The sequence below is a fragment of the Caballeronia zhejiangensis genome, assembly GCF_022879815.1.
GTDB lineage: Bacteria > Pseudomonadota > Gammaproteobacteria > Burkholderiales > Burkholderiaceae > Caballeronia > Caballeronia zhejiangensis.
Genome location: NZ_CP084285.1, coordinates 1 through 12,813 on the forward strand (window position 1 = coordinate 1; position 12,813 = coordinate 12,813).

At 61.5% G+C, this 12,813-nt stretch carries 11 protein-coding genes; 7 read left to right on the forward strand and 4 right to left on the reverse strand.

Translation table 11 applies throughout. The features are described from left to right. Positions 1-156: 156 nt before the first annotated feature. Both LDZ23_RS21055 and LDZ23_RS21060 read right to left on the reverse strand, forming a co-directional pair. Positions 157-1,680, reverse strand: coding sequence for a sensor domain-containing diguanylate cyclase (locus tag LDZ23_RS21055; RefSeq protein WP_008347856.1), 1,524 nt, complete (start codon positions 1,678-1,680; stop codon positions 157-159). Between the two features lie 255 nt (positions 1,681-1,935). Further along, positions 1,936-2,772 (reverse strand): FadR/GntR family transcriptional regulator, encoded by an 837-nt coding sequence (locus tag LDZ23_RS21060; RefSeq protein ID WP_008347857.1) that lies wholly within the window; start codon positions 2,770-2,772, stop codon positions 1,936-1,938. A gap of 213 nt (positions 2,773-2,985) precedes the next feature. Here LDZ23_RS21060 and LDZ23_RS21065 point away from each other — a divergent pair, with 213 nt between their 5' ends. The 7 genes from LDZ23_RS21065 to LDZ23_RS21095 all read left to right on the forward strand — a co-directional run bounded on the left by LDZ23_RS21065 (position 2,986) and on the right by LDZ23_RS21095 (position 10,394). Then, positions 2,986-4,194, forward strand: a complete 1,209-nt coding sequence (locus LDZ23_RS21065) for an ABC transporter substrate-binding protein (protein ID WP_244808207.1) — start codon at positions 2,986-2,988, stop codon at positions 4,192-4,194. A gap of 84 nt (positions 4,195-4,278) precedes the next feature. Then, positions 4,279-5,139, forward strand: a complete 861-nt coding sequence (locus tag LDZ23_RS21070) for a branched-chain amino acid ABC transporter permease (RefSeq protein WP_034470975.1) — start codon at positions 4,279-4,281, stop codon at positions 5,137-5,139. Between the two features lie 29 nt (positions 5,140-5,168). Continuing rightward, positions 5,169-6,158 carry a branched-chain amino acid ABC transporter permease gene (locus tag LDZ23_RS21075; protein ID WP_235366230.1) on the forward strand — a complete coding sequence of 330 codons (990 nt, stop codon included), beginning with the start codon at positions 5,169-5,171 and terminating at the stop codon, positions 6,156-6,158. After that, the gene (locus tag LDZ23_RS21080; RefSeq protein ID WP_008347861.1) at positions 6,155-6,922 is read left to right on the forward strand and encodes an ABC transporter ATP-binding protein; all 768 of its coding nucleotides are present in this window, start codon (positions 6,155-6,157) and stop codon (positions 6,920-6,922) included. Before LDZ23_RS21075 ends, LDZ23_RS21080 begins: the two co-directional genes overlap by 4 nt. After that, positions 6,919-7,620 (forward strand): ABC transporter ATP-binding protein, encoded by a 702-nt coding sequence (locus tag LDZ23_RS21085; protein WP_008347862.1) that lies wholly within the window; start codon positions 6,919-6,921, stop codon positions 7,618-7,620. Before LDZ23_RS21080 ends, LDZ23_RS21085 begins: the two co-directional genes overlap by 4 nt. A 36-nt stretch (positions 7,621-7,656) precedes the next feature. Next, positions 7,657-8,916, forward strand: a complete 1,260-nt coding sequence (locus tag LDZ23_RS21090; RefSeq protein ID WP_008347863.1) for a Zn-dependent hydrolase — start codon at positions 7,657-7,659, stop codon at positions 8,914-8,916. Then, positions 8,913-10,394 carry a M81 family metallopeptidase gene (locus tag LDZ23_RS21095; RefSeq protein ID WP_008347864.1) on the forward strand — a complete coding sequence of 494 codons (1,482 nt, stop codon included), beginning with the start codon at positions 8,913-8,915 and terminating at the stop codon, positions 10,392-10,394. The genes LDZ23_RS21090 and LDZ23_RS21095 overlap by 4 nt, the downstream gene beginning before the upstream one ends. A 24-nt stretch (positions 10,395-10,418) precedes the next feature. Here the strand turns inward: LDZ23_RS21095 and LDZ23_RS21100 are convergent, their stop codons facing one another. Both LDZ23_RS21100 and LDZ23_RS21105 read right to left on the reverse strand, forming a co-directional pair. Next, positions 10,419-11,240 carry a hypothetical protein gene (locus LDZ23_RS21100; RefSeq protein ID WP_008347867.1) on the reverse strand — a complete coding sequence of 274 codons (822 nt, stop codon included), beginning with the start codon at positions 11,238-11,240 and terminating at the stop codon, positions 10,419-10,421. Positions 11,241-11,334: 94 nt separating this feature from the next. Then, positions 11,335-12,801 (reverse strand): mannitol dehydrogenase family protein, encoded by a 1,467-nt coding sequence (locus LDZ23_RS21105; protein ID WP_244808208.1) that lies wholly within the window; start codon positions 12,799-12,801, stop codon positions 11,335-11,337. Positions 12,802-12,813 lie beyond the last annotated feature (12 nt).

Here is a 12,813-nt window from a genome sequence, read left to right on the forward strand (position 1 = left end):
AATCATCGCGCCCAGCAACAGTGAAAAGAGAATCGCGAGTACGGCGGTCGAAGCGGTCATCGGAATAACTCCTTCGGATGTGCAGTTTGAATGCGGCATGCAAAACGCCGGATTGCATTCACGACGCATGATACGTCCGACTTCACGTGCATCGCGTCAGGCGCCGCTGCCGGCGACGCTGTCTTCGTGGATGGCGCGATTGCGCCCGCTGCGTTTGGCGAGATAGAGCGCGGCGTCGGCATTGTTCAGCAACTTGAGCGCGTCGTCGTTATGGCGTGGCGAGGCCGTGGCAATGCCGATGCTGATCGTCAGCACGCTCCTTGGCGCCGCGCTGTGAGGAATGGCGAGTTGTTCCACGTTCTCGCGCAGACGCTCGGCAAATGTGAGCGCGCCGCTCGCCGCGGCGCCCGGCAAAACCACGACGAATTCTTCGCCGCCATAGCGCGCGACGATGTCGCCGGGGCGCTTCGCGGCATTTTGTATGCAGTCGGCCACGGCGATGAGCGCGTCGTCGCCCATCGCGTGACCGTAGGTGTCGTTATAGAGCTTGAAGTGGTCCACGTCGATGAATAGCGCGGACAGGGGCTGATCGACGCGGCGCGCTCGCCGCCATTCTTCGTCGAGCTGCCGGTCCAGCGCGCGGCGGTTGCATAGTCCGGTGAGCGCATCGGTACCCGCGAGCCGTTGCAGCTTCTCTTGCGCAATTGCTCGCGAGCGCAGTGAAATTGCGAGCAGCCATGAGATGACGATGAAGCCGCCTCCGAACGCCATCGTCAATCCGCCGATGACGAGGCTGCGTTCGCGCCACGCCGCGAGGACGTCATCCTCGGCGGGCGCGACCGCCGCGATCAATCGGGTGCCGGGTACGTGCTGGAATGTATAGAGCCGCCTGACGCCATCGAGCGGAGACCGTGAGATGTATGAGCCTGAAGCCGCGTCGCGCATCGCGGCGAAGGTCGGTGACTTCGCGACGTAGCCGTCGCTATCGCCTGGCAGCGCAGGCTTGCGCGCGATCATCACGCCATCCTGCTGCACGATGAACACCGCGCCCGAAGTGCCGAGCTTCACGCGCGACAGCAGGTCCTTGAAGTAGGAGACGTTCAAGGCGATCACGGCGACGCCCGCAAACGAGCCATCCGATGCATCGATGCGCCGGCTCAATGCGAGCGAAGCCGCGCCCTTGCGCAATCGCGACGCATAGGGTCCGGAAATGTAGAGACCGGCGTCGGGGTGCTCGGCGTGGACCTTGAAGTAGTCGCGATCGTTGAAGAGCAAGTCCGCATGATCGGAAGGATCGCGTTCCATGACGATGCGTCCCTCGCGATTCATCACGAATGCGCCGCCGACGGAGTTCATGCCGGTGGCGCCATCGAATAGAACAAGCTTGCGCAGATCAGGCGGAAGCCCCATTACGGCAGGGTTTCTAACGCCATTGACGATGGTGCGCAGCGACAGGTCGCTCGATTCGATATTGCGCGCGATATCGGCGCTCAAGGTGGCGACGAGGTTGGCCGCAGCCTGATGCGCGTTTTGCAGCGCTTGCGCGCGTCCCTGCCACAGCGCGGCAAACGACAACACGGCCATACAAATGGCGATGGCGGTGCCGATAAGACCAGCGAGCGCCGGAAAGTGCGAAAACACTTCGGCGAAGCGGATTGCGGCGGTGCTGTTGCGTCGCATCAACCGGCGACTGACCATGCGTCCGGTCTTACGAACGGCTTTTAATCTGGCGGGCATTCAGGTTCTCCGCGCGGCGCGATTTCCGCACATCCGGGCACGACATGATGTGCGGCGCGACTGCGCTATGCGTCGAAAAACTCCGTATCTTATGGATTGGTTTGCATCTTATGCGCTATGTGGTGAACAGCGCCGCGCGTATTTGCACCCCGATTGTAGTCGCTCAGGCTCAATCCTTTCTTCACGGCCATGCTCGAATCACCCGCCGCGCCCGCCCATGCGCTTGCGAATCTCCGAGTCGAGAATGAGCCGCCCGCGCAGCTTGCCCTTCATGCGCTTCACATAGCGCGGCGCCTCGGTCATGTGAATCACCATCAGTTCTCGAACCTTGTCCGCGTCCCGCGCGCGCGCCGCTTCGGTGATCGCCTTGTGAATCTTCACGTTCGCGCGGCCGAAGCGTTCATGTTCGGCTTGCGGCGTGTCGTTCCTGAACTCGATGAGTTGCCGGATCATTTCGTTGATCAACTCGCAGGTGAAGCGCAAAAACGGATTGGGATTCGCAGCGGCCAGAATATCGTGGAAGTTCACGTCTTCCTGTCGTTGCCGGACGATGTCGCGATTCGCGTGCGCCGAGGCCGGCTCGTCGCAACAAGCGATGTTCGCTTCCAGCGCGTTGAAGTCATCGTCGGTGAGATGCGGCACTGCGCCCGCAGCGAGCTCCGGTTCGAGCAACTGACGCACCGTATAGATATCGTCGATGGTCACGTCCTTGAAGAACAGATAGTTCTGCAAGAGTTGCAAGGTGCGATCGAGCGGTACCTCGACGATCGTGCCGCCACCCGAAGGTCCCGTCGTCACTTTGATCAGCCCTTGCACTTCCAGCGATTTGAGCGCCTCGCGCGTCGTGCTCTTGCTGACGGAAAAGAGCTGCTGCAATTCCACTTCACGCGGCAGCTTGTCGCCGGGCTTCAGGTTCTTTTCCGTGATCAGCCGCTTGATTTCTTCGGCGACGAGATCCGCGCGCTTGGGCTGTTTGATCGGCTGCTGCGCGATTTCGATTGCCGCCCCGGTGCGTTTTGCACGCTCCATCACCATGTCGATGCTCCCTGTCTTTGTCTGCTTTATACGCGTGCGTGTCGCGAATTCGCAGACTGGAATATTGCCTTATTGACACCCGAATTTATTGTTCCTAGCATCGGGTTCATTCTATTTATCATGATAAATAGAATGAAGCGAGCCGAGGTTTGAACCTACCACGAAAAAAAAGCGGGGCGGCTGCGCGGGTCATCTTCTCAAGGAGCGTCAATTTTGAATCGCCGAAACATGTTGAAGCTGGCCGCGCTGTCGGCCATTCCAGGATCGTTCGAAGCGCTCGTCGCAAGAAGCGCCTTTGCGCAGGGCTCGCCGATCCAGTTCGCATGCCCTGTGCCGATGTCCGGCCCGTTCGCGGCCAATGGCAAGTACGCCGATCTCGGCATGAAGCTGGCTATCGAACAATACGGCAAGGTGCTGGGTCAACCGCTCGCCTATGCGACGCTCGACACCGAGGGAAAACCCGCAACGGCCGTGCGCCGCGTGCAGGAAATCGCGCAGCAGAAGAACGCACGTTATTTCGCGGGCGGCATTCTTTCGTCGGAAGCACTCGCGATGGGCAAGGAAGCGGAGAAGGCCGGCGGCATCTTCATCACGACTGCGGGCGCCGACGAACTCACCGGCAAGGATTGCAACAGCGCGACGTTTCGCTGGTCAGTGCCCACTTTCGGCGCGATCGAGCAAACGGTGCGGCCGCTCATTCAGTCGATGCCCAATGCAAAGCACTGGTACACGATCACGCCGCAATACGTGTTCGGAGACGGGCTTTTATCGGCGGCGAAGAACATCTTCAAAGAGAAGGGTATCGAGCATGTGGGCAACAGCTATCACTCGCTCAATGAAAAAGAGTTCAGCGGTTATTTGACGAATGCTGTCGCGGCGAAGCCCGATGTTCTTCTTATCCTCAACTTCGGCTCGCAATCATCGGACACGTTGCGTCAGGCCGTGAGCTTTGGCATGAAGAACAACTGCACGATCCTGATGGCATGGGCGTCGGGGCTGGAGCAATTCGAAGCACTCGGACCGGAAATCTGCGAGGGCGTCTATTTCGGCGCGCAATACTGGCATGCGGTCGATACGCCGCTCAATCAGGACCTCGTCAAGCGCGTGAATGCGGCTTATAAGTCGAACCCTAACTATAGCCTCGCGGGTTCGTACATCTGCACGAAGATTTTGCTCGACGGCATCGTAAAAGCGGGCACCGCCGACCCGAAAAAAGTCGTCGCTGCGCTGCAAGGCATGAAGTACGCGGGCCTGACCGGGCCGGAGGAAATTCGCGCGGGCGATCATCAGGTGTTGAAGAACTACTATCTTCTCAAAGGCAAGCCCAAGAGCAAGATGAAGGATAAAGACGATTACGCCGACATCGTGAGTTCGGGCCAGTCGTTCCTGCCGCTCGACAAGACGCAATGCAAGCTTGCGTGATCGCCTGATCTTGTGACGCGCGTTGTTTTCATGCGAATGCGGGCGAGTTCTGCATTCGCGTTGCCACTCTTCTGATGCAAGGCCATGAACGTTTATCTGTTGCAGGTCGTGAACGGCATCGGCGTGGGCATGCTGTATTTTCTGCTCGCGGTCGGGTTGTCGATCGTGTTCGGGTTGCTGCGCTTCGTGAACTTCGCGCACGGCGCTTTCTATCTGCTGGGCGCGTACTTCTGTTATCAGGCGATGCAGTGGTCGATGAACTTCTGGAGTGCGCTCGTCGTCGTGCCCATCGTCGTCGCCGTGATCGCATGGATCGTCGAGAAAGTCGTGCTGCGCCACGTCTATGCACAGCAACACGAGTTCCATATTCTCGCGACAGTCGGCCTTGCGCTCGTGATTCAGGAGTGCGCGATCATCGCGTGGGGACCGCTCGGCGATAACGTCCCGGTGCCGGACGTTCTCAACGGCGTTGTGATGTGGGGCAGCTTCATCTACCCGAAGTATCGCCTCTTCGTCATCGCGTTCACGGCGGTGCTGGCGGGCATTCTATGGTGGGTGCTCGAAGGCACGCGGCTGGGCAGCGCTGTGCGAGCGGGCAGCGAATCGAGCGAGATGGTATCGCTGCTCGGCATCAACGTGACGCGCATCTTCAGTCTTGTATTCGCGCTCGGTGCGGGAACAGCGGCACTCGCGGGCGTGCTTGCCGCGCCGATACGCGGCGTCGATCCGTTCATGGGGATCGAAGCACTCGGCGTCGCATTCGTCGTCGTGGTCGTGGGCGGCATGGGCAATTTTCTGGGTGCGCTCGTCGGCGGACTGCTCGTCGGCATCGTGCAGAGCGTGATGAGTACGCTGTGGCCGGAAGGCGCGCGCCTCATGATCTATGTGGCGATGGCCGCGGTGCTGCTGCTGCGTCCGAACGGATTACTCGGGAGGACCGCGTGAATTCCAAACTGGATTCGAAGACACTGGACATGAGCGCGCCACCGCGATCCCTCAGGCAGTCGCTTCATCGCTATCGCTTTCTGTTGCTCGCGGCCATCGTCGTCTGCGTTCTTCCGCTGACGATCCGCTCCGGATCGCTCGCAACCGAAGTGCTCGTCTATGCGCTCGCCGCGCTCGGCTGTAATCTGCTGCTCGGGCATACGGGCCTGCTGTCGTTCGGACAAGGCATATTCTTCGGTCTAGGAAGCTATGCCGCGGGTCTGATCCTCACGAAGTCGGGGCTGCAGATTCCTGCGGCATTGCTCGGCGCCATCATCGCGGGTGCGCTCGCCGCGGCTCTCGTCGGATGGTTCTCCATTCGTCAGCGCGGCGCGTACTTCGTGATGCTCACGCTCGCATTCGGGCAGATGTTCTACTTCCTTGCCTATACGACACCCGATCTCACCGGCGGCGACAACGGCTTGCTCGATATTCCGCGGCCCGCGTTGTCATTCTTCGGGCAGCCACTCGTTTCGCTCGTGTCGCCGTGGCAGTACTACGCGTTCGTCGCCGTATTGTTCTTGATCGCATTCTGGTTCATGTTGCGCGTGTCGCATTCGGTCTTCGGCCGCACGCTGCTCGCAATCCGGGATAACGAGGCGCGCGCCGCTGCCGTAGGTTATGACGTAAAGCGTTTCAAGCTGGCCGCGTTCGTCGTATCGGGTGCGGTCACTGGCCTGGCCGGGGCATTGCACGCGATGATGACGGGCATCGCGCCGTTATCGAACATCGACTACCACACGAGCGAGATGATTCTCGTGATGACCGTTATCGGCGGTACGGGCAATCTCTTTTCTTCCGTACTGGGCGCAGCGTTCTATGTGCTATTCGCCGACTGGCTTTCAACGCTATGGCCGCGCTGGCTGCTGTTGCTCGGGCTCGTGCTGATCGCGGTAAGTCTCTTCATGCAGCGCGGTTTGTGGGGTCTGGGTGAACGCATCTGGCGCGCGATGAAGCGCGATCGAGGAGAGCCGGCATGAGCGCGTCGATACTGGAAGCAAAGGGCGTCGTGAAGCGCTATGGCAAGTTCGCCGCGCTAACCGATGTCAATCTGCGCATCGCAAGGAACACGGTGCATTCCGTGATCGGACCGAACGGTGCGGGCAAGACCACACTGTTTCATGTGTTGACCGGGACCGTGCCGATCACCGCGGGCAATATCGTGTTCGATGGTCACGACGTGACACAGGAACCCGATCATCGTCGCGTGAAGCGTGGCATCGCACGATCGTTTCAGGTGACGAGCCTCTTCACGAATCTGTCGGTGCGTGAGAATCTGCGGCTCGCCGCGCAGGGCGTGGACTCGAAGCGCGCACTCAACGCATGGACGCCGCCGCGCGGCGCGCTGGAACATCGCGATACGGTCGATGGCATTCTCGAACGTCTCGCGCTGCAACGCCTGGCGTCGACGCAGGCGAGCGCGTTATCGCATGGCCAGCAGCGGCGTCTCGAAGTGGGCATGGCGCTCGCCGCCCGGCCCAAGGCGATCTTTCTCGACGAGCCGACCTCGGGTATGGGCATCGACGATCTCGACGACATGAAGCATCTGATCCGCAGTCTGCGCGATGACTACACGGTCGTGCTGATCGAGCACAACATGGATATCGTGATGGACATCTCCGACATCATCACGGTGATGCAGCAAGGCCGCGTGCTTGTCGAAGGCAAGCCCGCCGATATCCGCGGGGACGAACGTGTGCGCAGCGCCTATCTCGGCAACATGATCACCGGAGGACGCGCATGATGCTCGATGTCGATAACATTCACGGCTATTACGGCAAGAGCCATATTCTTCAAGGCGTCTCGCTCACGATGGGCGAAGGCGAAACCGTCACGCTGCTCGGCCGTAACGGCGCGGGAAAATCGACCACGCTGAAAAGCATCGCCGGCGTCGTGGCGCCGCAGCGCGGCAGCGTGAAGTTCAAGGGCGTCGAGCTCGCGAAGATGCCGCCGCACAAGATCGCTGCGCGCGGCGTGTGCTTCGTGCCGGAACATCGCGGTATCTTCAAGCTCTTGTCCGTCGAAGAGAATCTGCGGCTCGGCGCGCGCAAAGATTCTCCATGGCAACTCGCGGATATCTATCGCATCTTTCCGCGTCTCAAGGAGCGCCGGACGAACGGCGGTGGCCAACTCTCGGGCGGCGAGCAGCAGATGCTCGCGATCGGCCGCGCATTGATGAATCATCCGCGCTTGCTGATGCTCGATGAACCGGTGGAAGGACTCGCGCCTGTGATCGTCGAGGAAATCGTCGCGCAACTGAAGCTGATTCGCCAAGCGGGCGTGACGATCCTGCTCGTCGAACAGAATCTGGAAGTCTGCACGCAACTCGCCGACCGCCATTACATCATTGAGCAAGGGCGCATCGTGTACGAAGGAACGAACGATGCGTTCATCGCCGATGATTCGATCAAGGATCGCTATCTCGGCGTGGGCGTCGTCTGAACCTCATATCTGCATCACTCAGCTCAGGAACCTCGAATGCAAGCTCATGATATGCCGGCGCAGGCCGCTCTGCGCATCGACGGTGCGCGTCTCTGGAATAGTCTGATGGAACTCGCGCGCATCGGCGCGACGGAGAAGGGCGGCGTGTGCCGTCTCGCATTGACGCAACTCGACAAGCAAGGCCGCGATCTTTTTATCGCGTGGGCAAAGGAAATCGGCTGCACCGTGCGCGTGGATGCGATCGGCAACATCTTCGCGCGCCGTGCGGGCACGCGTGACGATCTTCCGCCTGTGATGACGGGCAGCCATATCGATACGCAACCGACGGGCGGCAAGTTCGATGGCAACTATGGCGTGCTGGCGGGCCTCGAAGTGTTGCGCACGCTGAATGACAATAACGTGCGTACGGTTGCGCCGCTCGAAGTTGCCGTCTGGACTAACGAGGAAGGCTCGCGCTTCGTGCCGGTGATGATGGGTTCCGGTGTATTCGCGGGCGCGTTCACGCTGGATCATGCACTCGCGCAGAAGGATCGCGACGGCGTGTCCGTGCGGGACGCGCTGGCATCGATAGGTTATGCGGGAGATCGCGTCGAGGCGCATGACGTGGGTGCGTATTTCGAAGCGCACATCGAGCAGGGTCCGGTGCTGGAGGCGAAGGACAAGGTGATCGGCGTCGTGCAAGGCGCGCTCGGTCAACGCTGGTACGACGTGACGATCGAAGGCATGGAAGCGCACGCGGGTCCGACGCCGATGGAACTGCGCCGCGACGCCTTGCTCGTCGCGGCAGATCTCATTCGCGCCGTCAATCGCATCGCAATCGATCATGCGCCGCATGGACGCGGAACGGTCGGCTGGGTCGACGTGCATCCGAACTCGCGCAATGTCATTCCGGGGCGCGTCAAGCTGACCGTTGATCTGCGCGCGCCAGACGACGCGACGCTTCTCGCAATGGACCGTGCAATGCGCGACGCATGCGAGCAAGCGGATCTGCCGGTCAAGGTAGACGAAGTTGTCTACTTCGCGCCGCAACCGTTCGACGCATCGCTGGTTGCGTCGGTGCGCGAGAGCGCCGATGCGCTCGGCTTCACGTCGATGGATGTCGTGAGCGGCGCGGGTCATGACGCCGTCTATCTCGCACGCGTGGCGCCGGCAGCGATGATCTTCGTGCCGTGCAAGGACGGCATCAGCCACAACGAGATCGAGGATGCGCGCGCCGATCATCTCGAAGCAGGCTGCAATGTGCTTCTGCAAGCGATGCTGCGCGCAGCCAACGCGTCCGAAGGAGACGCAGCATGAAGATACTCATCGCCCGCATGAACCACGAGACCAACACGTTCTCGCCCGTTGCGACGCCGCTCGAAGCATTCGGGCGCGACGGTCCGTGTCATGGCGCCGAAGCGTATAACGAGAATGCCGGCATGCGTACGGCGATGTCCGCATTCATCGATGCTGCGAAGCGCGAACATGCGGACATCGTGACGCCGATATCCGCTTCGGCAAATCCGAGCGGTCGCGTCGCCGCCGCCGCTTATGACGCGATCTGCCAGTCGATCGTCGATGCAACAGAAGGCTGCGATGCCGTGATGCTCGACCTCCACGGCGCGATGGTCGCGGAGAATTCGCCCGATGGCGAAGGCGATTTGCTGGAACGCGTGCGACGCGCGCTGCCACATGCGCCTATTGCCGTATCCCTCGATCTGCATGCGAACGTCACGCAGAAGATGATCGACAACGCGGACGTGATCACGAGCTTCAAGACCTATCCTCACGTCGATATGTACGAGAGCGGTGAGCATGCGGCGCGACTGCTGCTCGATCTGATTCATGACAAGGCGAAGCCCGTGATCGCTTGGGCGCAGCCGCCGCTGCTAACGCATACGCTGAGGAGTTCGACAGCGGACGGTGCAATGAAACGTGCAGTCGATGCCGCGCGCGCAGCCGAAGCTGAAGATGGCGTGCTGGCCGTGTCGGTGCTATCCGGTTTCTCGCTGGCGGATATCGCCGCCCCTTGCATCAGCGTGGTCGTGGTGGCGGATGGCGAGCGCGCGAAGGCGCAGAGCGTGGCGGACCGCATCGCGCGGCAAATCTGGAACGAGCGTGACGCGTTCGTTTATCGCAGCGTGCCGCTCACGCAATCGATCAGCGAGGGCGCTGCGCTCGCACGCGAAACGGACAAGCCCGTGCTGCTGCTCGACCACGGCGACAACTGCATGTCGGGCGGAACGTGCGACACGACCGACGCATTCGAAGAAGCGTTGAAGCAAGGACTCGATGGCATCGTCGTCGGACCTTTATGCGATCCCGAAGCTGTCGCGCAACTCTTCGCAGCCGGCGAGGGCGCAACGGTCACGATCGGCGTCGGCAACAAGCTAGCGAGCGTGGCGTCGCGAGCAAAGCCGCCGCTCGAGGTTACCGGCATAGTGCGGGCGTTGACCGATGGCGAATACATCATCAGCGGACCGACGTATACGGGACAGCGTGCGTTCATGGGCCGCGCGGCCGTGATCGAGACCGCCGCGGCGCGCATCCTTGTAACGGAACGCACGCACGAGCCGTGGGACCTGGGCGTGTTCGAGAGTGTCGGCATCGATCCACGCGGCGCGCGCTTTCTGATTCTCAAGTCGCGCATGTATTGCCGCCCCGTCTTCGTGCCGATATCGGGTGGCCTCGTCGAATGCGATAGCCGCGGTGTCACGAGTTCGGACTATGGACTCTTCGCATTCGAGAACCTGAAGCGGCCCGTCTATCCGCTGGATTCGAACGTCGAATATTGATCGAACAGAAGAGCGGCGCGCCTTTCACTTCACGAGGCGCAGCCGCTTCGTAATGATCGTGCCTTCCTTGCGATCGATGAGCCACGCTGCATCGACATGGCCCATCAATATCGATGTTCTGCGCGTGATATCCGTGGGTTCTTCATCGGTGGGCGCGTTATGCTCGATGTCGTCCGTCAAGTAGGGTGGCGCGAGCGTGCAGATGAGCACGATCGCGAAGTCATCGCTGCCATGCGCGCGGTCGAAGTTCGGAAGCACGATGCTGCCTCTGACCGTGGTTCTCGCGCTGCCTTCCTGCTTCAGTTCAATGCTGTCGAAGGTCTGAACGAAACCCTTTTCCTTGGCTTCAGGCGCAACAACGAGCTTGCGGCCGCTTTGCCCCTTTACCGTTTCCTTCAGCAGGATGGCATCCGGATCGTGAGACGCCGCCAGGGAGACGTTCACCGTCAGCACCTTCTTCTTCGACAGATAGCGCACGCCGTATGAAACCGGAATGACGAACGTGAAGGTGCGATCTGTCTGCGCGCCGGGTTGGCTCGCGGCATGCTGCGCCTTGGTGAAAGGCCGCGAAAGAAACGCCCGTACGCGGCCGGTTATCGATGCAGGCTGTCCCGGTGCGGAATGACCTGCCAGCGCATCGCGGACGTGTTCCGGATCGTCGCCGGTAAAGTTCGGTGCAAGCGCGTCGGCCGACATGATGCCTTGCGCCTTGGCGCCGCTCGCGATGTCGGCAGCGCTCGCTGCACGGCCAGGCTGCGGCGCGGCCGCCAGAGCGGATACGGATACCCACGACAGCGCGCATGCGATGCACAGAGCAGAGCTACGTCCACGTTTCAATAAATACACCTGCCACTCCTGGCGCGTCAGGGCCGCTCATGATGGAAGTGGCTATCTTAAAACGAAGCGGACTGTTCGGCATTTTGCATGCGTGATAATGAATTCAATCCAACCGCACATATTCGTCGATCGCCGTGAGCGCGCCGTTCGCGAGCCTTGTCGCGGCGCGCAGAAGCGCTTCCCGGAGAACCGGATTGCGTGCCAGCGATGCGGGGAAAACATCGCTTGCGCCGACGAGCGCATCGACGAGGCCTGCCGGCGTGGTCGCATCCTCCGCCGCTTTCGTGAGACGTTCGGCCAGCGGATCGCTGATCGCGTAACGGGTGCCGTCGTCCGCTCGCCCGCGCAGAAACGTAAACCATGCCGCCACCGCAAGCGCGAGCCGTTCGAACGGCTGACCCGCGTCGAGCCTTACCTGAATGGTCGACAAAATTCGCGGCGGCATCTTCTGGCTACCGTCCATCGCAATCTGGCTGCAACGGTGTTTCAGCGCGGGATTCGCGTAGCGGTCGAGGAGCGCGTCGCGGTATGCGGCGAGATCGAACGATGCCGGTACCGCGAGCGTCGGCGCTATCTCGCGCGTCATCATCGCGTGGATCAGTGACTTCAGCGGCGGGTGGCCGACGGCGTCGCTGATCGTGTCGAAACCGGCGAGCATGGACAGATACGCGAGCGTCGAGTGTGTCGCGTTGAGCATGCGCAGTTTCGCGATCTCGAAGGGCGCGACGTCGTCGACAAGTTGCGCGCCTGCCGTTTCCCACGCAGGACGCCCGGCGGGGAAGCGATCTTCGATGACCCATTGCCTGAACGGCTCGCACGGCACGGGCACTTCATCGCCCACGCCCAGCGCCGCTTGGGCGGCTTCGCGATCCGCGTCGGTCGTGGCGGGGACGATGCGATCGACCATCGTCGACGGAAACGCGACGCGCGTCTCGATCCACGTCGCGAGCGCCGGGTCCAGCCTGCGTGCGAACGAACACACCGCCTGACGCAATGCATCGTCGTTGTGCGAGAGGTTGTCGCAGGAAAGCACGGTGAAGGGCGTGGCGTCCGCGTCGCGTCGCGCTCGCAACGCGGCGCAGAGTATGCCCGGCACGGTGGACGGCTCGTCCGGATGCGCGAGATCGTGCGCGACGCCCGCGTGCGCAAAGTCGGCATCGCCGGTTCGCGGATCGCGACAGTAGCCTTTTTCCGTAACCGTCAGCGAGACGATGCGGACCCGTTCGTCGGCGAAAAGCTCGACGAGACGTGCGCGATCGAAGGGCATCGCCAGCACTTCGCGCAATGCACGCACGACCGTCACGCGCACGCCGTCCGGCCCGCGTTCCACGACGCTGTAGAGGCCGTCCTGTGCCATCAACGCATCGCGCTTGGTGACGTCGCCCTGCAGCGTGACGCCGCAAATGCCCCAATCGCCCGGCTCGGCGAGCATCGCCTCTTCGGTATAGAGCGCTTCATGCGCGCGATGAAAGTTGCCGATGCCCAGATGCACGATGCCGATAGCTGGCTCGTGCCACTCGCGCGACAGGCAATGGCCTTCGAGTGCATTGAGCGATGTACGGGAGAGCATTGATTTCTCAGG